Annotated in this window: 24 protein-coding genes; 7 read left to right on the top strand and 17 right to left on the bottom strand. The window is 64.0% G+C overall.

From position 1 onward, the window contains the following. Window positions 1-8: 8 nt before the first annotated feature. Window positions 9-611 (bottom strand): nitroreductase family protein, encoded by a 603-nt coding sequence (locus PG900_RS14190; protein WP_270831660.1) that lies wholly within the window; start codon window positions 609-611, stop codon window positions 9-11. A 289-nt stretch (window positions 612-900) separates the two neighbouring features. Here PG900_RS14190 and PG900_RS14185 point away from each other — a divergent pair, with 289 nt between their 5' ends. Then, window positions 901-2460, top strand: coding sequence for a GGDEF domain-containing protein (locus PG900_RS14185; RefSeq protein ID WP_270831658.1), 1560 nt, complete (start codon window positions 901-903; stop codon window positions 2458-2460). A 209-nt stretch (window positions 2461-2669) separates the two neighbouring features. Beyond that, a complete protein-coding gene (locus PG900_RS14180) occupies window positions 2670-3137 on the top strand; it encodes a YMGG-like glycine zipper-containing protein (RefSeq protein ID WP_016351662.1) in 468 nt (155 codons plus the stop codon). 60 nt (window positions 3138-3197) lie between these two features. Here the strand turns inward: PG900_RS14180 and PG900_RS14175 are convergent, their stop codons facing one another. The 6 genes from PG900_RS14175 to PG900_RS14150 form a co-directional block, all read right to left on the bottom strand. Next, entirely contained in the window at window positions 3198-4154 is a 957-nt protein-coding gene (locus tag PG900_RS14175) for a D-2-hydroxyacid dehydrogenase (RefSeq protein ID WP_011707005.1), read from the bottom strand. Window positions 4155-4271: 117 nt separating this feature from the next. After that, window positions 4272-5024: a DUF3530 family protein gene (locus PG900_RS14170; RefSeq protein WP_011707004.1), complete on the bottom strand. Its 753-nt coding sequence runs from the start codon at window positions 5022-5024 to the stop codon at window positions 4272-4274. A gap of 67 nt (window positions 5025-5091) precedes the next feature. Beyond that, entirely contained in the window at window positions 5092-5718 is a 627-nt protein-coding gene (locus PG900_RS14165; RefSeq protein WP_270831654.1) for a DUF2238 domain-containing protein, read from the bottom strand. A 139-nt stretch (window positions 5719-5857) separates the two neighbouring features. Further along, complete coding sequence (efp, locus tag PG900_RS14160) at window positions 5858-6424, bottom strand: elongation factor P (RefSeq protein ID WP_011707002.1); 567 nt, start codon at window positions 6422-6424, stop codon at window positions 5858-5860. 43 nt (window positions 6425-6467) lie between these two features. After that, window positions 6468-7676: an elongation factor P maturation arginine rhamnosyltransferase EarP gene (earP, locus tag PG900_RS14155; protein WP_270831653.1), complete on the bottom strand. Its 1209-nt coding sequence runs from the start codon at window positions 7674-7676 to the stop codon at window positions 6468-6470. A 94-nt stretch (window positions 7677-7770) separates the two neighbouring features. Beyond that, entirely contained in the window at window positions 7771-8814 is a 1044-nt protein-coding gene (locus PG900_RS14150) for a GMP reductase (RefSeq protein WP_017409231.1), read from the bottom strand. Between the two features lie 405 nt (window positions 8815-9219). Here PG900_RS14150 and rloA3 point away from each other — a divergent pair, with 405 nt between their 5' ends. After that, complete coding sequence (gene rloA3 / locus PG900_RS14145) at window positions 9220-9726, top strand: retropepsin-like aspartic peptidase RloA3 (protein WP_043119333.1); 507 nt, start codon at window positions 9220-9222, stop codon at window positions 9724-9726. A 55-nt stretch (window positions 9727-9781) separates the two neighbouring features. Here rloA3 and PG900_RS14140 read toward each other — a convergent pair whose 3' ends face one another. The 7 genes from PG900_RS14140 to PG900_RS14110 form a co-directional block, all read right to left on the bottom strand. Continuing rightward, the gene (locus PG900_RS14140) at window positions 9782-11221 is read right to left on the bottom strand and encodes an ATP-binding protein (RefSeq protein ID WP_049048249.1); all 1440 of its coding nucleotides are present in this window, start codon (window positions 11219-11221) and stop codon (window positions 9782-9784) included. Further along, window positions 11218-11907 (bottom strand): response regulator, encoded by a 690-nt coding sequence (locus tag PG900_RS14135; RefSeq protein WP_011706997.1) that lies wholly within the window; start codon window positions 11905-11907, stop codon window positions 11218-11220. Before PG900_RS14135 ends, PG900_RS14140 begins: the two co-directional genes overlap by 4 nt. A gap of 82 nt (window positions 11908-11989) precedes the next feature. Next, a complete protein-coding gene (locus PG900_RS14130; protein ID WP_043165314.1) occupies window positions 11990-12628 on the bottom strand; it encodes a tetratricopeptide repeat protein in 639 nt (212 codons plus the stop codon). Between the two features lies 1 nt (window position 12629). After that, a complete protein-coding gene (locus PG900_RS14125; protein ID WP_270797805.1) occupies window positions 12630-13475 on the bottom strand; it encodes an SDR family oxidoreductase in 846 nt (281 codons plus the stop codon). Next, window positions 13472-14131 (bottom strand): TenA family transcriptional regulator, encoded by a 660-nt coding sequence (locus PG900_RS14120; RefSeq protein ID WP_043121138.1) that lies wholly within the window; start codon window positions 14129-14131, stop codon window positions 13472-13474. Before PG900_RS14120 ends, PG900_RS14125 begins: the two co-directional genes overlap by 4 nt. Further along, the gene (locus PG900_RS14115) at window positions 14128-15594 is read right to left on the bottom strand and encodes an AMP-dependent synthetase/ligase (RefSeq protein ID WP_270797806.1); all 1467 of its coding nucleotides are present in this window, start codon (window positions 15592-15594) and stop codon (window positions 14128-14130) included. Before PG900_RS14115 ends, PG900_RS14120 begins: the two co-directional genes overlap by 4 nt. Further along, window positions 15591-16235 carry a thermostable hemolysin gene (locus PG900_RS14110; RefSeq protein WP_270797807.1) on the bottom strand — a complete coding sequence of 215 codons (645 nt, stop codon included), beginning with the start codon at window positions 16233-16235 and terminating at the stop codon, window positions 15591-15593. The genes PG900_RS14115 and PG900_RS14110 overlap by 4 nt, the downstream gene beginning before the upstream one ends. Before the next feature lie 217 nt (window positions 16236-16452). Between PG900_RS14110 and PG900_RS14105 the strand changes: the two genes are divergently transcribed. The 3 genes from PG900_RS14105 (at window position 16453) to PG900_RS14095 (ending at window position 19422) form a co-directional block, all read left to right on the top strand. Continuing rightward, window positions 16453-17091, top strand: coding sequence for a class I SAM-dependent methyltransferase (locus PG900_RS14105; protein WP_270797808.1), 639 nt, complete (start codon window positions 16453-16455; stop codon window positions 17089-17091). A 277-nt stretch (window positions 17092-17368) separates the two neighbouring features. Next, entirely contained in the window at window positions 17369-18589 is a 1221-nt protein-coding gene (locus PG900_RS14100; protein ID WP_270831652.1) for a winged helix-turn-helix domain-containing protein, read from the top strand. Between the two features lie 56 nt (window positions 18590-18645). Beyond that, window positions 18646-19422 carry a substrate-binding periplasmic protein gene (locus PG900_RS14095; RefSeq protein ID WP_017409219.1) on the top strand — a complete coding sequence of 259 codons (777 nt, stop codon included), beginning with the start codon at window positions 18646-18648 and terminating at the stop codon, window positions 19420-19422. Between the two features lie 131 nt (window positions 19423-19553). Here the strand turns inward: PG900_RS14095 and PG900_RS14090 are convergent, their stop codons facing one another. Beyond that, window positions 19554-20195, bottom strand: coding sequence for a TetR/AcrR family transcriptional regulator (locus PG900_RS14090; protein ID WP_270797810.1), 642 nt, complete (start codon window positions 20193-20195; stop codon window positions 19554-19556). 93 nt (window positions 20196-20288) lie between these two features. On the opposite strand from PG900_RS14090, the gene PG900_RS14085 reads away from it, so the two are divergent. Beyond that, window positions 20289-20987 (top strand): DAPG hydrolase family protein, encoded by a 699-nt coding sequence (locus tag PG900_RS14085; protein WP_190283919.1) that lies wholly within the window; start codon window positions 20289-20291, stop codon window positions 20985-20987. A gap of 144 nt (window positions 20988-21131) precedes the next feature. Here the strand turns inward: PG900_RS14085 and frdD are convergent, their stop codons facing one another. Both frdD and PG900_RS14075 read right to left on the bottom strand, forming a co-directional pair. Then, entirely contained in the window at window positions 21132-21488 is a 357-nt protein-coding gene (gene frdD / locus PG900_RS14080) for a fumarate reductase subunit FrdD (protein ID WP_011706986.1), read from the bottom strand. A 112-nt stretch (window positions 21489-21600) separates the two neighbouring features. Continuing rightward, complete coding sequence (locus PG900_RS14075; protein WP_005298336.1) at window positions 21601-21999, bottom strand: fumarate reductase subunit C; 399 nt, start codon at window positions 21997-21999, stop codon at window positions 21601-21603. Between the last annotated feature and the right edge of the window lie 13 nt (window positions 22000-22012).

The following is a 22012-nucleotide window of genomic DNA, read 5'->3' as shown; positions in this document are numbered from 1 at the left end:
CGACGCGCTTATTTGAACACGCGAAAACGCGCGGCGTCGTTCATGAAGGTCTTGTCACCGGCCGGTTGCTTGATGCTGCCAAAGGGCATCTGAGCGCGCAGCAGCCAGCTGGCGGGCAGGTTCCACTCCTTGTGTACCGCTTGGTCGATGAGCGGGTTGTAGTGCTGCAGGGATGCGCCGATCTTCTCCTGGGCCAGGCTGGTCCAGACCGCAAACTGGGCGATGCCGGTGCCGTGCTCGGACCAGATGGGGAAGTTGTCGGCGTAGAGGGCAAATTTTTGCTGAAGATCCTTGATGACGTCGGTGTCCTCAAAGAAGAGCACGGTGCCGAAACCTGCGCGGAAACTGCCGTCCACCTTGGCTTCACTCTGGGGATAGGCTTCCGGCGGCACTATCTTCTTCAGTTCCGCCTTGACGATGTCCCACAGCTTGTGGTGCTGGGCGCCAAACAGGATGACGGCGCGGGAGCTCTGGGAGTTGAACGAGGAGGGGCTGTGCTTGATGGCATCCTGGATGAGAGTGGTCAGCTGCTCCGGCGTATGGGAAACCTGGTCACCCAGGGCATAGATGGTACGACGTACTTTGATCTGTTCGATAAACGGACTGCTCATAACATCTCCTTTGTTTGACAGGGAATCGTCTTCGGTGGTCCTTGGCAAGGCCATCCGGCTCCGATTGTTCAAGCTATAGACTATAACACCCCCTTCCTGGTTAGCCGTCAACGCACAGTGGTCACTGTTTTTACTTTTTGTTGATATGCATATCCACGGCATGGATGAGCGGTATCACGTTTATATGTTTTTTATCAATTGTCCGGCGTGACGGCTGATTTTAATCAACGAATGATTCTGGCCGGCCACCGTAGAATCCCCGCATTCCAGTATTTCTTGCGGGGTGTTGATGATCCAATGGTTGATTAGTCGGCGTTACTACCTGTTGACCTCGTTGACCCTGCTGCTGGGCACCCTGGTGCTGGTGGTGACCCTGGCCCTGGCGACGGCCAGCTATCTGCGCAGCATCGACAAGACGGTGGCCGGCTACGGCCACATGCTCTCTTCCCTCGATGCGGCCCTGATCCACGAGCTGGTGCTGGCCAACCAGCGTCAGCTGGCGGTGCTGGAGGCGTCGCTGGACAAGGCCGCCATCGCCCGCGGCGAGCCGGCCGACAACCCGCTCTGGGCCATTGCCCACCAGATCAAGCGCGACAGCCACTACATCTACTTCTACCACCCGCAAACGGACCGCATCAGCAGCTACCCGGCCTGGCAGCAGCCTGCCGAGTATCGTGCCGCCAGCCGCCCCTGGTATCGGGCGCTGTCGATGCCGGGTGATGAGCTCATCTGGTTGGGCCCCTATCAGGAGTACGGCTCGGACAAGCAGATCCTGACTCTGATCAAGCGGGTAAAGGGGCTGGATGGTCAGCTGCTCGGCCTGCTGATGGTCGACATGTCGTTCAACGCCATCCAGCAGGCACTGCAACGGGCCATGGGTCGCAACCAGGCGGCCATCTACATCAGATCGCGAGGGGGAGAGCAGCTGGTGGTGGGCTGCAATATGGCGCTCTATCAGCCGCCGGCGACCATGACGGGCGTGGTGGGCCGCGGACTGGAGGTGATCTGGCATGGCCGCCATCTGCGCCGGGAGCTGGAGGGGATCGACTGGGATCTCAACATCTATCTGCCGCCCGAGCTGTTTCACGACGGCCTCGAGGAGGCCATGCAGATGGTGGTGCTGCCGCTGCTCTCGCTGTTTGCCATCTGGTTTTGCAGCATCAACTTTCTGGTGCGGGTGTTCAATCAGGAGCAGGCGCTGGTGGCTGGCTCGCTGACCGGCATAGTGCAGGATCCGACCCGGGCCAGCCCCTCTGGTCAGCTGAAGACCTGGTTCGTGCACAGCAGCCTGAGCGAGATAGACCAGGTGCGGGCCAGCTTTCTGCAGGGGCAGGACGCCCTGCTGCATGACCCCCTCACCGGCATCATGAACCGGCGGGCCTTCACCCAGCGCCGCTGCGAACTGGAGGAGAGCGCCACTCCCCACTGGCTGCTGCTGTTCGACGTCGACAACTTCAAGCGCATCAATGACAACTGGGGGCACACGGTGGGGGACGGCGTGCTCTGCCGGGTGGCCGAGCTGCTGGTGGCGGAGCTGGGCAGTGGCTGCGTCTACCGGATCGGGGGAGACGAGTTCGCCGCCCTGCTGCCCTGGCCGCGCAGCGAACTGGAGGCCGGGCTGACCCGGCTGCTGGCGCGGGTGCGCAATCAGCAGTGGCGCGAGTTTCGCGAGACGGTGACCCTGAGCGTGGGCGGTGCCCACAGCCCGGATGACGGTGTGCTGCTGTTCGAGCGGGCCGACGAGTGTCTCTATCGGAGCAAGCGGCTGGGGCGCGATGGCTGGTCTTTGACGGAGCGGACCCGGCAGGAGCAGGGTGCTGACAGATCCTGTCATATGGATAACGGCTAAGCGACCCCTGCCGCTCGGTGGGCCCCGGCACCGTTCGTTGCCCAATTTCCATGCGATGTCATTTACGTATTTAGATTCAATATGTTATGAGCTAATTGACCGATATCACAGGCGGTGCGGGAGGCGGTGTCGCTCTCCTGCGACAGTGGCGCCCTTTGGCGGGAATCGTATAGTTCGGGGAAATTAATCAGGTTTGACAGGAGTACCCCATGGAGATGAACAAGCGTGGCATGAGCGCCCTGGCCCTGCTGGGCTCACTGCTGCTGGTCAGCGGCGTAGCGCAGGCCTCGGAGACACTCAATACCATCCTCGGTGGCGGTGCAGGTGGCGTGGCCGGCACCATGATCGGCAAGGAGCTGGGCGGTGATACCGGTGCTCTGGTGGGGGCGGCGCTGGGCGGTGCGGCCGGTGGCGCCGCCACGGCCAACAAGGGCAACAAGAATGAAGCGGCCCTCGGTGGCGCCGTCGGGGCGCTCGGTGGCGCGGCCATCGGCAAGAGCGTGGGTGGCAGCACGGGTCAGCTGATCGGGGCCGGCGTCGGCGGGGCCAGCGGCTCCGCCATCGGTGCCAAGACTGGCGATGGCCACAAGAGCAACGATCGTTACTACGACGATGAGCACAGGCACCACAAGAAACACAAAAAGCACAAGAAACACAGATGGCACGACGATGATTGATCGCTGCCAGCAATGAGAGAGGGGCCGATGGGCCCCTCTCTTGTTTGGCTCGACCGCCGCTCACACCAGCCGGTGTTGGCGGCGCCCTTCGGCGAAGGCGTTGATGTTGTCGATCAGCTGATCGGCGAGGCGCTGCATCGACTCCTCGCTGGCCCAGGCCACGTGGGGGGTGAGGATGAAGTGGGGGTACTGCAGTGCCTGCATCAGCGGGTGGTCGGGGGGCGGCGGCTCGACGCTCGCCACGTCGAAACCGGCGCCGCCGAGGCGGCCGTTGGCCAGTGCCCGCAGCAGGGCCTCCTCGTCCACCAGACCGCCGCGGCCGACGTTGATCAGCAGGGCGCCCGGCTTCATCAGCTCGAGCTCCCGCTCGCCAATCAGGTTGCGGGTGTAGGGGGTGAGCGGGCAGTGCAGGCTGATGACGTCGGCGCTTTGCAGCAGTTCGTCCAGCGGCAACCGATCCTCGTCGTGGCTGGCGCCGACCTGGCTCTGGGCGTAGCGCACCTCCATGCCGATCCCCCTGGCCCGCTCGCCGAGGGCCTGACCGAGCGTCCCCTTGCCGATGATGCCGAGCCGCTTGCCGTGCAGATCCGTGATGTGGTGATCGAAGAAGCAGAACTGGCCGCTCTGCTGCCAGCGCCCCTCCAGCAGCGACTGGCGCCAGCAGAAGAGGTTGCGCGCCAGGGCCAGCATCAGCGCCATGGCGTGTTCCGGCACCGAGGGGCCCGAGTAGTTGCGGATGTTGCAGACACCGACGTTGGCGGCGCGGCACGCCTCCAGATCCACGTTGTCGCTGCCGGTGGCGGCCAGCGCGATGAGTTTCAGGTCCGGCAGCCGGGCCAGCTCGGCGGCGCCGATGCGCACCTTGTTGATGATGGCGATGCTGGCGTCTTTGAGCCGCTCCACCACCTGCTCGGGGGCCGTGCTCGGGTAGCTCTGCCAGTGATGGGGAAAGTCGGGGTGGCGCAGGGTGATGCCGGTATCCAGGGTATCGCTGTCGAGAAACACAATTTGCTGCATGGAGCCTCCTGCCGTTGAGGCGTTCATGATGCCAAACATCGGCGACCGAGAGCCAGTTTGCTGCGCCTCAATGGCTTGGCAATCGCGCCGGATGTGAGGCAGGCGGCATTTTTCGGGTCAGAGCCAGCCAAGGTGGGTGAGCCAGCCCTGGATCCGGGTCGGCGTTTCATCCAGCTCCAGCAGGGCGTAGGGGCGGTAGTTGAGCTTGTGGCTGCGGCGGCTTTCGCTTCTGCGCGCTTCGGCGGCCAGCAGCGGCCAGCGTCCGCCATCCTCCTGATAGAGGTCGAGGGTCGGCATGGTGGCCTGGGCGATCTCCTTGGCGAAGATCTGGTTGCTCTGCTGGTCGGGGAAGAAGCCGTCCAGCAGCACCAGCGCATCGGGGGCGGGCAGCTGTTCGCTGGCGATGAGGTTGGTGGCCCAGGCGGCGCCGGTGCCTTGCGCCAGTATCAGCTTGAAGCCCCCCTCCTGCAGCTTGGCATCCCCCAGCTTGCTGATACGGGTGGCGAACTGCTTGCGAAAGTCGTCGATGGCCTGCTGCTTTTTCTCGGCGGCGGGGTCCAGTTCGGTCTGCTGGGGCGAGGGGAGCAGCAGCAGGGTGTCGAAGCCGAGCCGACCGAGGGCACGGGTCAGCTGCCACAGCTGGCCGCTGCGCTGCCAGTCGGGCAAGAGGATGGCCAGCCCCACATAGCTGTCGCTATCGTGCTTGGCGAACAGCACTGTCTGCTTGTCGATCTGGGTGCTGTTGGGCAGCCCCTGCCAGTCGTTGTTCTGCCAGTAATCGAGCGGCGTCAGCGGTGTGCCCTCGCTGGCCTGCAAGGGGTTGCTTGCCAGCAGGGTCAGTAACAGCAGTGATAAGAACAATCTGGCCATAATGCGCTCCCCCGGTTATTCGGGTTAGCGGCACCAGGCCGGTTTTCTGAAGGGGGAAGTGGCAGCGCTAGGGTGACGGCCGCTCGGTGCTGGCGAGCCCGGCCAGCTGGCGGTCGTGCAGGGGCGAGAGCAGCAGCAGGGCAGTGACGGCGCCAATCAGGGCGAAGAACATGTCGGACTGGGTATCCCAGGGGTCGCCCTGGGTGCCGAGAAACTCATCCGCCCCCTGACCGAGCGCGAGGGCCGCCCCCCACTCGATGAACTCGTAGGTGGCGCTGATGGCGAGCACCACGCAGACCACCAGAAACGCCAGCATGCGCCGGCCCTGCACATAGCCACCGCGCAGCAGGATTTCCCGACACACTAGGGCGGGCACGAAGCCCTGAAAGAAGTGGCCAATCTTGTCATAGGGGTTGCGACTGAGCTCGAGCCACTGCTGCAGCTCGAATCCCAGCGGGACGCGGGCGTAGGTATAGGCGCCGCCCAGCATCAGCACCATGGCGTGCAGGGTGATGCACAGATAGAGCAGGCTGGTGAGCGGAAAATGGCGGTGCGTCAGGGCAAGCAGCGGCATGGCGATGAGCACCGGCGCGACCTCCATCAACCAGGTCGCCCTGTCATAGGGTTGCCAGCCGGAGAGGACCAGCAGTACCAGGGTCAACAGCAGCAACAGACCTTTATGCAGAGATGTCATGGGGCGCTCCGGAGGATGGCACAAACCAGCTTGCCCATTTAGCCATGTTTGCGCTTTGAATACAGCCGGGTGGCGTCGTGCACCCATAAAAAAAGCGAGCCAGAGGCTCGCTTTTTCACCATGGATTCAAGGGGTCAACTTAGTTGACGCGACGCTTGAACTCACCGGTGCGGGTATCGATTTCGATCTTGTCGCCGATCTCTACGAAGGCGGCAACGGCCAGCTCGTAGGTGGTGCCCTTCAGACGGGCCGGCTTGGTCACTTTACCGGAGGTGTCGCCACGGGCGGCCGGCTCGGTGTACTCGACTTCGCGAACGATGGTGGTCGGCAGTTCTACGGAGATGGCTTTCTCGTTGTAGAAAGTCACTTCGCAGATGTCTTCCATGCCGTCAACCATGTAGTTCAGGGCGTCACCCAGGTTGTCTTTCTCGACGTCGTACTGGTTGTACTCGGTGTCCATGAAGACATACAGGGGGTCGGAGAAGTAGGAGTAGGTGCACTCTTTACGTTCCAGCTGAACAACTTCCAGCTTGTCGTCGGCCTTGAATACGGTCTCGGTGGCGCTGCCGTTCAGCAGGCCTTTCAGCTTCATCTTGACCACGGCGGAGTTACGGCCGGATTTGTTGAATTCGGCTTTCTGGACCACCATCGGCTCGGTACCGATCATGACGACGTTACCAGCGCGGATTTCCTGTGCGGTTTTCATGTAAAAATTCCTGTTCGTATACGGGCAGATAAAAACTGCCAGATTATATACGGCTTTCTAAAAATTTCACCAGCCGAGTGACGAGATCCCCATCCCTGAGCTGCTTCTGTGACCAAGGTCGCCCATGTTGCCGCCATATCGCGGCGTGTTCCGGCCATTGCGCCCACCAATCGCGACAGTTTTCCCCCTGATTGAGGGCGTGGCTGAAACCGCGCAGCCATTGGGCGGTGGCGGTGGGCAGCTCCTCCAGATAGTGGTCGAGAAAGCCGTCCAGCTTGATCATGTGGGCCTGCTCTTCCTGTGGATAGATGTGCCACAGGAAGGGGCGAGCGGCCCACTGGGCCCGCACGAAGGAGTCTTCCCCGCGCACCAGATTGAGATCGCAGCTCCACAGCAGCCGATCGTAACCGGCCTGATCGGTCATCGGCAGCAGCTTGATGGTGAGGTTGCCCGCTTGCAGCAGCGCCCCTGCCTTGGCCGTCGGAATGGCCGTTGCCAGCCCGGCGCCGGTGAGCACGTCGTTGAGGGAACGTCCGAGCGGCAGCAGCAGGGTGACGGGCGTGGCGCTCTGGCACCAGCTTTCGACCAGGCTGGTCAGGGCGGGGCTCTCGTAGGTGAAGAGGCTGACCCGCAGCTCGTGTTCTTGCTTGGGCGGCAGGCCGAGGCTGGCCCAGTAGGCGGCAAGCCCGGCTTCATCCTGTTGCCAGCGCTCGCGCTCGACGATGAGGCCGCGCTCGCACAAGAGGCCGCCGGTTTTGGCCGTGAAGCCCGGGAAGAAGAAGTATTTGTTGAGGCTCTGGTTGCCGACCCGCTGGGGCGAGGCGAGGGCGTGGCAATCCTCGACCCAGCTCTCGGCCGAGAGGTATTCGAGGTTGATCCAGCAAGGGGGCCTGGGTTGGCTCGCTATCTGCTCGGCCATTCGTTCAATGAAGGGGGCGGGTAGCTGGCAGGCAAAGGCCTCGATCACCACTTTGGCCGGGAGGGTGTCGGCCGGCAGGGTATCGTGCCAGTGCTGGATATGGATGCCATCGACCCACTGGCTATCCTGCGCGGGGTCGAGCCCCGGACAGATGCGGGCAAAGCTGGCCAGATCGTCCACCCAGAGCCGCACCTGCACCTCATCGCCGTGGGTCGGGAGCGCGCCTTCCTGTTTGAGCTGGCGAGCCAGCCGCCAGGTGACGCCGATGTCGCCGAAGTTGTCCACTACGCAGCAGAAGATATCCCAGTCAAACGGGGGGAGGGGGCTGGTCATGTCAGGGCATCCAGATACAAAAAAACCGGTGCGCAGGGTAGCACACCGGTTGGCTGGCTTCTAACCGTCAGCGCGTGACGGTGGCTGCGGCAGGTTACTCCTTGCCGTAGACGTTGTTTTCTTGCTCACGTACCCGGATAAAGGTGGTGCGTTTGGTGAGTTCTTTCAGCTGGCTGGCACCCACATAAGTACAGGTGGAGCGCACCCCGCCCAGAATGTCGCGCACCGTGTTTTCGACCGGGCCGCGATAGGGCAGCAGCACGGTTTTGCCCTCGGAGGCGCGGTACTCGGCGACGCCGCCGGCGTGCTTGTCCATGGCGCTTGAGGAGCTCATGCCGTAGAACTTCATGAAGGGTTCGCCATCCACATCGACGATTTCGCCGCCACACTCCTCGTGGGCCGCCAGCATGCCGCCCAGCATCACGAAGTCGGCGCCGCCGCCAAACGCCTTGGCCACATCCCCCGGGCAGGTGCAGCCGCCGTCACCGACGATCTGGCCGCCCAGGCCGTGGGCCGCATCGGCACACTCGATGATAGCGGAGAGCTGCGGGTAGCCGACGCCGGTCTTGACCCGGGTGGTGCAGACCGAGCCCGGGCCTATGCCGACCTTGACGATGTCGGCGCCGGAGAGGATCAGCTCTTCCACCATCTCGCCGGTGACCACGTTGCCCGCCAGGATGACGTGGTTCGGGCAGGCTTCGCGGATCTTGCGCAGAAACTCGACGAAGTGCTGGGAGTAGCCGTTGGCCACGTCGACGCAGATGAAGCGCAGGGCGCTGGACATGGCCAGGATCTGGCGGGTCTTGGTGAAGTCATCCTCGGAGGTGCCGGTAGAGACCATCACATGACCCAGCAGCGCCGGGTCGGTCTCGTTGACGAAGGTTTGCCACTGCGCAAGGCTGTAGTGCTTGTGTACTGCAGTCATCATCTCGAAGCTGGCCAGGGTACGCGCCATGGCGAAGCTGCCGACGGTATCCATGTTGGCGGCGATGACGGGCACGCCCTGCCATTGGGTCTGGGTGTGCTTGAAGGTGAACTGACGGGTCAGGCTGACTTGGGAACGGCTCTTGAGAGTAGAGCGCTTGGGGCGGAACAGGACATCCTTGAAACCGAGCTTCAAGTCTTCTTCGATACGCATTACGAATTCCTTATTGAGCCTTGTTTGATAGGTCACTTTGCAGTGGCAACTTTTCGGCAGGCGCAAAAAAACCGGTGGTTTTCAGGCCCTCCGGTTTACAACAGTGTAGGCAAAAATCCCGTCGGAACAAGACTGATAATTCACGAAGCCTTGTGGTAGCCTTTGGCGTCACAACCTGAGCGCAGCCTTGGGTTTCATCCAAGCCCGCTCATGTCTCCCCGTTCGTTCACTTGAAAGATCCTGATTGAATCCTGTTTGGCATGTTGCTGCGTGATCCTGACGTTGCGCGCCATGGCCGCGCTGGTGGCGGCGAGGCGGCCACGTTCACCAGTTGACAGCTGCCTTTTCCATCCCCACTCTGGGCTGCTCGGGCCAGCGTCGGCCCTGCCCTGACAAGGAGTGAAGATGTTCGGATTGCGAATGATGCCGCTGCTGTTGCTGGTCGGTCTCGCCCTGCCGGGAGCGGCGCGGGCTGCCTCCGATCCTGCCGTCTATGGCTGGATTGAGAAGGGACTCATCATGCCGAGCGGGGTGGCGGTGAAGATGAAGCTGGATACCGGGGCGCTTACCTCCTCGCTCGATGCGCGGGATCTGCGCCATTTCAAGCGTGACGGCAAGTCCTGGGTGCGCTTTACCCTGCAGGTGACCGATGCCAACACCGACCGGCAGGTGAGCCAGACCCTGGAGCGACCGGTGGAGCACATGGTGACGGTGCGCGGTGCCGGCGGCATGGAGCAGCGCCCCACGGTCACCATGTCCATCTGCCTGGGTGACAAGGTGTATGAGGAGTGGTTCACCCTGCGCGATCGCAGCAAGATGATCTATCCGGTGTTGCTGGGGCGCCGCTTGCTGGCAGATCTGGGCGCAGTGGATTCGAGCCGTACCTTCACGGTGCAGCCGAGCTGTCGCTGAGGGAAGCGAACGACATAAAAAACGGGGGCCAGGCCCCCGTTTTTTATGGTGATGATCAGGCTGGGCGAGAGGGGGCGGGCAGCAGCACGCTCACCTCCAGCCCCCCTTCCGGCCGGTTGTGGATATCGAGATCGGCGCCGTGCAACTGGGCGATGCGCGAGACGATGGCCATGCCGAGGCCGACCCCGTCCCCCTGCTGGGGATTGACCCGAAAGAAGCGCTCGCACAGGCGTGACAGGGCGGCGGTGGGGATGCCGGGGCCGTTGTCGCGAATGTCGACCCTGACCCTGTGCCCCTCCTGGCGCGCCTCGACCGCGATCTCGCCCTGCGCCTGGGTGTAGCGCAGCGCGTTGTCGATGAGGTTGCTGAACATCAGCTCCAGCAGGGTGGCCTGCCCCATCACCGTCAGCTGCTCGGTGCCTTCCAGCGACAGCTGCTGATCCTTTTTCAGGGCGATGGGGGCCAGGGTGGCCAGGGTGCCCTGCAACAGCTGGTTCAGGTTGAGCTCGGTCAGCTCCAGCCCCTGCTGGTTGTCGATGCGGGCCTGGGTCAGCAGCTGGCGCAGCAGCCGATCGCTGCGATCGAGCGCCAGCAGCATCTTCTGCAGGGAGTGCTGACGGCTCTCTGCATCCTCGGCGGCCAGTGCGTTTTCGCTGTGGATGCGCAGCACCGCCAGCGGGGTGCGCAGCTCATGGGCCGCCTCGTTGGTGAACTGCTTCTCCCGCTCTATGGTGTCGGCCAGCGCGTGCATCAACCGGTTGATCTCGTTGGTGAGTGGGGTCAGCTCCTGGGCCCGGATCTTCAGGGTGAGCGGGCTCAGGTTGGCCGGGTGGCGCTCACCGATGGCCTGGGCCAGCTGCCGCAGCGGCGCCAGCCCGCGGGAGATGAGCCACCACAGCAGGCCGAGCAGGAAGGGCAGGGTGATGAGCAGCGGCAGCATGGCCAGGGTGGCCATCTTGCTGGCCAGCTCGCTGCGCTCGTCATCCCGCTCCGCCACGATGAGCCAGGTGTGCTCGTCCTGGTTGTAGAGGGTGAAGGTGCGCCACTCGTGGTTGTCCTTGGTGACGTTGTTGAAGCCGGGGGCCAGGGCGCCTAGGGGCTGGCTGGGGGCGCTGGGGGAGCGCAGCAGTATGTGGCCCTGCTCGCTCAGCAGCTGGAAGTAGAGGTTGCGCTCGAATTCGTGGCCGAAGGGGGTGAGCTCCCTGTCCTCTCCCCGCAGGTTGAAGCTGGTGTCCTTCTGCCACTGATCCGGGTTGTGCTGTTCCCAGTCCTGATAGACGGTGCCGTTGGCGGGCAGTTCGCCATTTTGCTCCAGATAACGGCTGAGCAGCTGGTTGGTGATGCGGGAGGACTGGGCGAGACGGGCATCGAACAGCTCCTCCATCTCGTGATTGGCCTCCAGATACCCGATGAGGGCGCTGATGGCCAGGCTGGCGCTGACCAGCGCCAGGATGCCGGAGAGCAGGAAGCGGCGGATGGAGCGGGGACGCGTCATGCCCGGTGGTCCCGGCGCTGGGCCTGTTCAAGCTGGGGGACTATGTAGCCGACCCCGCGGATATTGCGGATGAGGTCGCTGTAGAACTTCTTGCGCAGGTGGTGAATGTGCACCTCCACCGCGTTGCTCTCGGCCCCCTCGTCCCAGCCGTAGAGGCTCTGCTGCAGCTGATCCTTGCTCAGCACCCGGCCGCTCTGGGTGATGAGCTCCTGCAGCAGCTTGTATTCGTGGGGGGTGAGCTTGACCGGCTCGCCCCGATAGGTGACCTGCTGGGACTCGGGATAGAGCTGCAGCTCGCCGTATTCGAGCACCGCCTGGGCCTGCCCCTTGCTGCGCCGCACCAGGGCGCGCAGGCGGGCATTGAGCTCCTGCAGGGCGAACGGCTTGACCATGTAGTCGTCGGAGCCGGCATCCAGCCCCAGCACCCGGTCATCCAGGGCGTCGCGGGCGGTGAGGATCAGCACCGGCAGCGTCTGGCCTTCCCGGCGCAGTTTGCGCAGCAGGCTGATGCCGTCGATGTCCGGCAGGTTGAGATCCAGAATGAGCGCGGCAAATTCCTCGCTCTTGAGCACCGACAGGGCGGGCAGCCCCTGCTGCAGCCAGTCCACCGTGTAGCCGCTGCTGCGCAGGGCATCCACCATGCCGTCGCCCAGCATCACATCATCTTCCACCAACAGGATCCGCATTGTTATTCCCCTCAAAAGACGCTGCCCACCAGTATGCAAGCTGGTGGGCAGAGTTTAAATAGCGCTCTGAGCCGACTTGGGTTTACAGCTTGTCGAGGCGATCGCGGATCTCGATGCGTCGACCCTGATCCGCCAGCTCGCGACCCGGCCGGGGCGGGGCGCTCAGCGCCTTCTCCAGATAGCTCTTGGCTTCGGCCTTGCGACCCTGATCCAGCAGGAAGTCGCCGTAGAAGAAGTTGGGGTCGATGCCGGTCGGGTTGATGGCCAGCGCCTGTTTGAGCAGCTGCTCGGCCTTCTCGTCATCGCCAAAGCCCACCGGCCAGCCCGGTACCTGATAGTAGAGCGAGCCCAGGCTGGTATAGGCGGAGCCGTCCAGTGCCTTGGGATCCTGCTTGAGGGCGATCTCCAGCTTGGCCTTGGCCTCCTTGACCAGACCCAGCGCCCCCAGCCCGCCCTTGGCGCCGGCCCAGGTGCTCTTGACGATGGCCGACCAGATCAGCAGGTCGGTGCGAAAGGCCTCCTTGGCGCTGGCCTGATCGGCCTGGCTGCTCAGCTGTTCGAGGCAGCTCTCCTTGGCCTTGCCGGTCTGCTGATACTGACAGACGGCCCACTGCTGCTGGATGACGGGCAGGGCGTCGGCGGCCTGGGCCATCCCCGAGCCCAGCATGAGCAGCAGGAGGGCGCCGTGGGTGAAACGGGGGCGGAAAGTGGCGTGCTTCATCTTAACGTTCCTTCTCTGTCATGACGGAAGTGGTGTGTCCCGCATTGCCGGCAGCGGGCGCCGCGTGGCGGGCATAGCGCTCTATGATGGGTTTTTGCTTGGCCAGCGCCCGGTCGACCAGGCCGGGCAGCAGGCCGTTGAGCCGCACGAACAGCTTCTCCGGCCAGCCGAGCCAGCTGCGGCGGGTTTCGTTGCACAGGGCGATGACGGCCTCCTCGGCCACGTCCTGCGGGCTGTCGGTGTGGGTGCCGAGCTCGGCATTCATCTCGTAGGCCGCCTCCGAGTTGAGGCGGGTACGGGTGGCGCGGGGAGCAAAGTGCAGCACCTGGATGCCGGTACCCTCCAGCTCGCGGCCGAGCGCCTCGCTGAAGCCGCGCAGGGCGAACTTGCTGGCGCAGTAGACGCTGTAGCCGGCGTAGCCGATGGCGCCGAAGCTGGAGCCGACGTTCATGATCACCGCCGGTTTGCGCAGGCGGGGCAGCAGCATGCGGGTGAGCTGGATCGGCGCCTCGACGTTGAGCAGCAGCTGGCGCTCCACCTGCTCGCTGCTCTGATCCTCCAGCCAGGCAAACTGGTTGCAGCCGGCGTTGTTGATCAGCACGTCCAGCCCCTCGTCCAGCGCCGGGTGCTGCAACAGTTTGGCCCGCTCCTGGGGCGAGCCCAGATCGGCGATCACCGTCTGGTGGCGCTCCGGGTGCGGCAGCTCCTTGCACAGCCGCTCCAGCGCACTGGCCCTGCGTCCGTGCAGCAACAGGTGTGCCCCCTGGGCCGCCAGCTCCTGGGCCAGCGCTTCGCCGATCCCGCCGCTGGCGCCCGTGAGCAGCACGAGTTTTCCTTCAAGCTTCATGATGTCTGGTTTTCCGTCAGTTGATAGAGCATGTCGGCGTAGAGGCGGTAGACCACCTTGGCCGAGTGAATGATGGCTGCCTGATCGGCCGGGCTCTCCACCCGGTTCATCAGGGACTCGAAGAACTTGAGGTGCTCCTGATCCAGCGCGCCGTGGGAGCTCAGGTAGCTCATGGCCTGAGGGGGCAGGCCGAGACCCGCCTTGAGCTGATCGGCCACGGTCAGGGCGATGGCGACGCTGGTGCCTTCCAGCACCTGGACCATGCCGAAGAAGCCCATGGGGTTGCCGCGCTGTACCTGGTCATAGAGGAAGGCCACCATCAGCTCGATGGGCAGCTCGGGCTGGCCGTGACGCACCGCCTCGGCATCGCCGCCACAGGCGCGGATGTCGCTCAGGATCCACTCCTGATGGCCGTACTCCTCGTCGATGTACTCGGCGATGGCGCCGCGCACCCACTCATACTCCTGACCCAGCTTGCCGCCGGTGGCCATCAAGAGCGGCACCGTGTGGCGCACGTGATAGAAGGCCTGGGAGAGGAAGCGCAGGTAGATGTCGCGGGAGATCTCCCCCTTGCGGCACGCCTCTATGATGGGGGCGTTGAACAGATGCTCCCGGGCCGGGGCGGTGGCTTGTTGCAGCACTTGATAGAAGCTCATGAGGTCTCTCCTGTAAGGCATTGGCTGATCTGCCGGGAAAAGTGGTGATAAATCCGCTCGCGACGGGGGCGGCCGTTGGCGGTCAGCAGCTCCGGATGCTGATCCAGCGCCACCGGCAGCCAGTGATGGATGCGGGCATAGTCGGGCAGGCGGTGATTGAGCTGCTCGATCTGCTGGGCCAGCTGGGCGTCGGCGCCTGGCAGTGTCTGGATCAGGGCGACGTTGGCCGGCTGGCCGTCGCCGAAGATCACGATGCGGGCGATGGCCGGGCAGAGCTGGGCTTCCGCCTCGACCCACTCGGGGGAGAAGTTGCGGCCAAAGGCGGTGATCTGGACGTTCTTCTTGCGCCCGGTGATGTGCAGATAGCCCTCATCATCCAGGTGGCCCAGATCGCCGGTGGCGACCTGTGCTGGCGTCGGTTCGTCGCTGCCCAGATAGCCGAGCATGGCGGCCCCTTCCACCAGGATCTCGCCGTCGGCGGCGATCGATACCCGGCAGTGGGGCAGTGGCTGGCCGACGCTGCCCAGGCTGTGGCCGTCGGGACCGTTGAGCGCCACGACGGAGCCGCACTCCGACAGACCGTATCCCTCGTAGACCGGCAGCCCCAGCTTGCGGGCCCGGCTGATGAGCTCGGGCGAGACCTTGCCGCCGCCCACCGCGACGAAGCGCAGGCCGGCCAGCTGCTCGGCCAGCGCCGGGTTGGCGCTGCACAGGGCCAGCAGCAGGCGCAGCAGCTCGGGCACCAGCACCAGACTGTGGGTGGGCCAGCGCAGCAGGGCCTGGGCCAGGGTGGCCGGGTCCAGCTTGCTGGAGCCGGCAAAGCCGAGCTCCGCCAGTGAAGGGATGCGGCTGCAGGCGCCGGTGAGCAGCGGCACGTAGAGGCCGGTCAGGTTTTCCAGCAGGGTGGTGAGCGGCAGCAGGGTCAGGTGCTTCTCGACCTTGGCCGGGGCGACCCGCTCGGCCAGCGAGGCGCAGACCGCCATCATCTGGGTCAGCGACAGGCAGACGCCTTTGGGCTGACCCGTGGTGCCGGAGGTATAGGTGATCTTGGCGGTGCCGGCCGGCAGAGGCGGCAACCGGGCAGGGGTACGGCGCCACAGCGGCAGCTCGCCGACCGCCAGTTGCAGCGGATCGCTGGCCTGCCAACCGGGATGGTGGGGGCCGATCAGGGCGTCGGCGCCGCTGCTCTCTAGCAGCCACTCCTGCTGCTCCAGGCTGAAGAAGTGGGGGATCGGGATCACCACGATGCCGGCCATGGTGCAGGCGAGATCGATGAGCGCCCAGGGCAGGCCGTTGTCGAGCTGCAGCGCCAGCCGGCTGATCCCGGCCATCTGCAGGCGGTCGGCCAGCGGCGGCAACTGCTGCCACAGCGCCTCGTAACTGAGGCTGTGCTGGCTGCTGGCGAGGGCCGGGCTGTGGGGCGTCTGGCGGGCGAAGTAGGCGATTTGGTCAAACAGCATCATAAGGCGCTCCGGTGCGGGCAGTTGAACAGGGACGGCATGGGCGCCAGCAGCGAGAGCAGCAGGCTGCCCTGGGCCAGTGCCTGCCGTCCCTGGCCGAGATCGCCGACCATCACCTTGGGCTGGCAGTGGTAATAGGCGCCCCAGGCGCTGGCGTCGTCACCCACCTTGTCGGCCTGGGCGGGGGCCAGCTCGACCGGGGTGAGGTGGAGGCGGTGAAAGCTGTTGCGCAGTTTGGCGGTGCCGGTGAACACCACGTAGTCGAGGTCGTTGTCGCACAGCAGGCGGCAGAGCGCCGCAAACATCAGGCGGGCGTTGCCGGGCTCGCTGCAGGCGAGGTTGCCCACCTCGACGATGCGATCCCGCCGGGCGGGGGCGCCGAGCCGGGTTTCGATGGCGGCCTCGATGGGTTGCTCCAGATACTGCTCCAGATAGAGGCGCTCGCTGCTGGCCAGCTTGAGACCGCAGGCGCCGACCAGCAGGCCGTCGGCCCGGTAGAGGCCGAGCAGGCAGGGCAGAAAATGGGGAATGCGGGCGTTGAACTCCTGGCTGTAGGCGGCCTGGATGTAACCCTGCAGTGCCATGACCTGTTGCGGGGTATCGGCCAGCGTCAGCCGATAGGGGGCTTGAATTTCAGTGGTCATGGATGGCTCCTTCTTGTCGATTGTCATCAGACTAAAGGGGCAAACTTAAGAAACCCTTAAGAGGTAAAAAATCTGCTTAACACCGAAGCAACTGGTTGAAAAGAGAGGTAAAGCTGCGACCCGATCGTGGGGCAGCCGGACAAAATCCTTGTCAGCCGCCAGACGGGCAGGCAAGCTGCGGCCACTTTTGACCGCCCCGCTTTCGAGAGGAGATGCCATGACCCCCTTATCCTGCCCGCTCTGCTATGTCGCCGATGCCTATGAGCTGCCGGTGGCCGGCAAGCTGTACCATCGCTGCCGGGCCTGCGAGCTGGTCTGGCTGGATGCGGCCGAGCACCTGGATCCCGCGCGCGAGAAGGCGGTCTATGACGGCCACGACAACCAGGTGGATGATCCCCGCTATCGCCAGTTTCTGCAGCGGGCCTTCGGCGAGGTGCAGCGCCGCCTGCCTCCGCCGGCCAGCGGCCTCGATTTTGGCTGCGGCCCGGGCCCGGCGCTCATCGCCATGGGCCGCGAGGCGGGCTACCAGATGGCGGGTTACGACAAGTTCTATGCCGATGAGCCCGAGCTGCTGGCGCAGCAGTATGACTTCATCACCAGTACCGAGGTGATCGAGCACATCGCCACCCCGCGCGCCGTGCTGGAGAGGCTGTGGGGCTGCCTCAAGCCCGGCGGCCTGCTGGTGCTGCAGACTCAGCGGGTGCTGGGGGATGAGCGCTTTCGGCAGTGGCGCTATCGCCACGATCCGACCCACATCGTCTTCTTCGCCGAGGCCTCCTTTCGGGCCCTGGCAGCCTGCTGGCAGGCGCAGGTCGAGTTTCCCCACGTGGATGTGGCGGTCATCACCAAACCCTGAGAACCTGCTCATGTTCTTACTGTGAGGTCGTGATCAAGGCTCATGTGCTGCTCGGAATCCTCATGTATTTATATACACTCTGGTTCCTGCGCTGCTCTTTACCTTGCTGACGACCTCTCGTCACAGATCGTGAACAGGTTCTGAGCCGGGCATTTTCATTTGGCGGCGGCTTGGGCATGCTGATGGCCTGATTGGCGGGGTCCGCTTGCCTGTTTCCCTGCATTTAGCCCCTGGCGCCGCCAGCCGCCCGTCCCCCGATACCAAGGAGTGGTTCGTCATGTCGATTCCCCATCTTTCACTGCAGGATGCCCGCCATCTGCAACTGGCGGCCCAGGGCCTGCTGACGCCGCGCCGCGGCAAGGCGCGCGCGGTCGACCTGCTGGCTACCATCCGCCGCATGGCGCTGCTGCAGATAGACACCATCTCGGTGGTGGCCCGCAGCCCCTATCTGGTGCTGTTCAGCCGGCTGGGGCAGTACGATCCGCGCTGGCTGGAGCAGTTGCTGGCCGATGGCCAGATCTTCGAATACTGGGCGCACGAGGCCTGCTTCGTGCCGCGCGAGGATTACCGGCTGCTGCGCCATCGCATGCTGGATCCCGCTGCCATGGGCTGGAAATTTTCGGCCAACTGGCTCGCCACCCACCAACAGGATATTGGCGAGATCATCGAGCGCATTCGCCAGCACGGCCCGGTGCGAGCGGCGGATTTTGAACGCAAAGAGGGGAAGGGCAACGGCTGGTGGGACTGGAAGCCGGAGAAGCGCCACCTGGAGGTGCTGTTTACCGCAGGCCAGCTGATGGTGCGCGAGCGGCGCAACTTCCAGCGAGTTTACGATCTGGCCGAGCGGGTGATACCCGAGTGGCGCGACGAGCGGGATCTGCCGAGCCTGGAACAGGCACAAAGAGACATGGTGCGGGCCAGTTGCCGGGCGCTGGGGCTGGTCAAGACCGGCTGGGTGGCCGACTACTATCGGTTGCGGCGCGGCAAATACGACGCCCTGCTCCATCAGCTGGCGGACGAGGGAGAGCTGCTGCCGGTGCGGGTGGAGGGGTGGCAGCACGGCGCCTTCGTGCACGCCTCGCTGGCAGATGAGCTGGCCCAGGCCCAGTCCGGCACTCTCAAGGCCAGCCACACCACGGCGCTGTCGCCGTTTGATCCGCTGGTCTGGGATCGCAAACGGGCCAGCGAGCTGCTCCAGTTCGACTATCGCATCGAGTGCTACACCCCGGCGCCCAAGCGCCAGTACGGCTACTTCGTGCTGCCGCTGCTGCATCGCGGCAAGCTGGTGGGCAGGATGGACGCCAAGGCCCATCGCCAGCAGGGGATCTTCGAGGTAAAGAGCCTCTATCTGGAAGCGGGAGTCAGGGTGACCCGGACCCTGGCGCAGGATCTGGCCAAAGCGCTGCAGCGGCTGGCCGACTGGCACCAGACCCCGACCTTGCGCTACGGCGCCATCCCCGCGCCCCTGCTGGCCCTGTGGCAGGAGAAGGCACCCTGACGGGGAGCGTCACGCCCACCTGAACTAAGCTGCAAGGGAAGCGAAGGAGGGAGACGATGACGCGATCCATGTTGTTGCTGCTGGGATGGGGCTTGGCCGGGCTGGTGGAGGCGGCCCAGCCCGAGGTGCAGATCTGTCTGGGGGAGGGCAACGAGTGGGCCCCCTTCACCTACTGGGAGCGCAAGGATGGTGTGCCCGACACCCGCCGTCTCACCGGCTCCGCCACGACCCAGGTGCTCGAGGCCCTGAAAAAGCTCGGGTTGCCCTACAAGATCCGTTATCTGCCCTGGGCGCGAGTGCAGCAGGAGCTGGCCGATTATCGCCAGAACCGCTTGTGTGAGCTGACCTGGGATGCCAGCTACAAGCCGGAGCGGGCGGAGTATGCCTTCTACAGCGTGCCGCTCTACTACACCCACCTCGGATTTTTCTACCTCAAGCGGCGCTTCCCCGAGGCGCCCGATCTGCAGACGGTCAATCGTTCCCGGGTGTGCGGGGTGATCGGCTACAACTATGCCCCTTACGGACTGGCGCTGGAGCCGCGCCGGGTCAAGCAGCTGCAGCAGGCGCTGGACATGCTGGGGCGTGATCGCTGCGACTTCTTGCCCAGCGAAATTGAACCGCTGATGAGCGGCATCGGCCTTGGCATCTACCAGAGCGAGAGCGGCCTGCTCAACCTCGCCCTGCCCAGCCGCAAGGGCTTCTATCTGCTGGTGAGCAAGGGATCGCCACGAGCCTATGAGCTGGTGACCCGCCTCAATCAGGTGTTCATCGAGTTTCAGGACAGCGGTTACAGCGACGAGGTGATGCGCCGCTTTTTACCGCCGACAGAGTGAGCACCATCAACAACCGGGCCTGACGCCCGGTTTTTTATGGCGGTGATGGGGCCTGGCGGCTCTTCGCCAGGTTCTGCGTTCGGATGTCATCTCACCTGTTGCCCTGGCGCAGCCTCCTTGCCAAGGGGGCTTTACTCTCGCACCAGACCGGGCAGGACCAGGGCTACGGCGGCGGCGATACGCGTGCGGATGTCGCTGCCCGGTGCCAGCAAGCCGAGTGCCATCTGGCGCAGCGGCTCCGCCATGGTCATCGCCAGCAACAGATCGCTGGTTTGGGCGGTGTCCAGCTCGCGCAGCCAGCCCAGTTGTTGCTGGCGCTGCAACCACGCCGCCAGGGTCGCCCTGCCGCGCGCAATGCCGTTCTCCTGATAGGCCGCCAGCAGGGCATCGCGCCCCGCGAACTCATGCTGCAGCAGCCGGAACATGCCCACCGCCGGTGCACTCAACACCTGGCTGGCAATGGCCTGCAAGCCCTGCTCCAGCATCTCCCCCAGCGCCTCGGAATGGGTTGCATCCTGCTCGAAGGCCGGTTGAAAGGCATCGGTCCAGCTGCGCACCGCCTGCGCCACCAGATCGTCACGGTTGGCGGCAAAGCGGTAGAGGGTTTTCTTGGCAACCCCCGCCTGCTTGGCCACCGCATCCACGGTCGCGGCGCCGTAGCCCCCCTTGAGCAACAAGGTCAGCGTCGCCTCGGCCAGGGCGGCGCGCAGGTCGGCTTCCGGGGTAAGCGGGCGGCCTCGTGAGCGTGTTTCTTCATCGGTTTGCTGTGACATGATGGGCTCCTGGAAAGCATTGACAGACCAAGCATACAGGCATAGCCTAAATTAGGAAACGAAATTAGTTTCCTAATTTATCGGAGTCTCATCATGGATACTTCCCCGCTGTTTGCCCCCTGGGGCGTCAATGACATCAATGAGTTGCTCAGGCCGCAGCCGCTGCGCCTGGAAATGGGCCTGACCCGCAGCACCGATGGCCTGCTGACGGTCGCCATCCGCACCGATCTGCACGGCTGCAAGGGGCGCATGCTAGATTGGTGGTTCACCTTCTTCGAAACGACCCAGCACATCAGGTGGTGGCACCCGCACGACCACGTCGAGCACCGGGGCTGGGATCATCACTGGAAAAAAGGGGAGCGCTACGTGGGGGCCAGCATAGCGGCGGTGGAGTGGCTTGCCGAGCTGCCACCGGTGGCGGCCCGCCTCAAGTTTCATGGCGCCGAAGAGGTGTTCGCGTCGCAGGCGCTGCAGGAGGCGCGGGAGACGCAGGCTCTTTCTGCCGCCATCTGCGCCCGTATCGGCTTTGGCGACGAGGTGGCGCTGGATGAGCAGGGGGCGCCGCTGGATGGCGAGATGCTGCACCTGGCGCGCGATACTTCCTATGGCTGTGTGCTGCGCAGCCGCTTCCTGCTGGGCAAGGCCTGCGCCAATCCGTTTGACGAGGTGCCGGACGAGGTAGGCTTCAACCTGATGCGCCACTGCTACAGCGAGTTCAGCTATCTGGCGCAGTTTCTGCCGTCGCTCTACTACGCGGAAAACGGCCGTGAGCTGGCGCCGACGCTCTGGTGATGGAGCTGACAGTTGGCATTGAACGTTGCTGAGTGCCTTGGTACAGCCAGGGAGTATGCCCGCTATCGGGCTGCGGTCTGAGCCGCCGAGGGGCCATAAAAAAACCGGGCACTTGGCCCGGTTTGTCATTGCGTCAGGATGCGCTTACTGGAATACCAGTACCATCAGCAGACCCAGAGTGATGGCGGACACCAGGAAGGCGAAGCCATAGAACACATAGTGGTGCAGCTTGGTGGTGTGGATCCCCAGATCATGCAGGCCGTGGTAGATGCGGTGCATGCCGTGCCAGATGGGCAGGGCGATGATCACCAGCAGGATGCAGGCACCCCACCAGGAGCTGGCGAACTCGAGTGCGCGTTCGTAGCTCATGGTCTCCACGTCCATGATGCCCATGGGCACCAGCAGACCGGTGATGAGGACAATGACCGGCAGCAGCATGGCAACCACCATGCCACCGGCACCAAACAGTCCCCAGTATATAGGCTCGTCAGAACGTCTCATATTTTTTCCTCAAATCATGATTGAGAGATCGTGGCCAACGTTTCTGAGTGACAGCCCGGCACCAAACAGGCACCAATAACTGGGTTCGTCAGAACGTCTCATGGTTTTCTCCTCAGGCCACGATGATCAGGACAAGCAGGGATACCACCGCCAGCGCCACATACTGGGCGATGACGATCGGCTTCTCCGGCACCAGGTCTTCGCCACGGAAGATGCGCATGGCTTTCGGGGCCAGTGCGAACCAGGTCTTGGCGTGGAACAGGCAGGCTGCCAGGGCGATGACATGGAACAGGATGGCGATCGGGCTTTGCAGGGATTCCAGCCAGCCGTTGAACGCCTCCTGACCCTGTACCAGCCGCAACAGACCCCACATCAGCACGACGGCGTAGATGGAGACGAAGATGCTGGTGCCTTCGCGGATCATGTAACCGGTGTAGAAGGCATTCTTCAGCCACCAGTCTTTCTTCATTTCGCGGACGTAAGGCTTACGTTTGCTATTGGTGTTGTTCATGGTCTCATTCCTG

Source organism: Aeromonas sp. QDB03 (genome assembly GCF_027707985.1).
Classification (GTDB): Bacteria; Pseudomonadota; Gammaproteobacteria; order Enterobacterales; family Aeromonadaceae; genus Aeromonas; species Aeromonas hydrophila.
The sequence above is the reverse complement of the archived record's forward strand: the minus strand, read 5'-3'. Positions and strand labels throughout refer to the sequence as shown.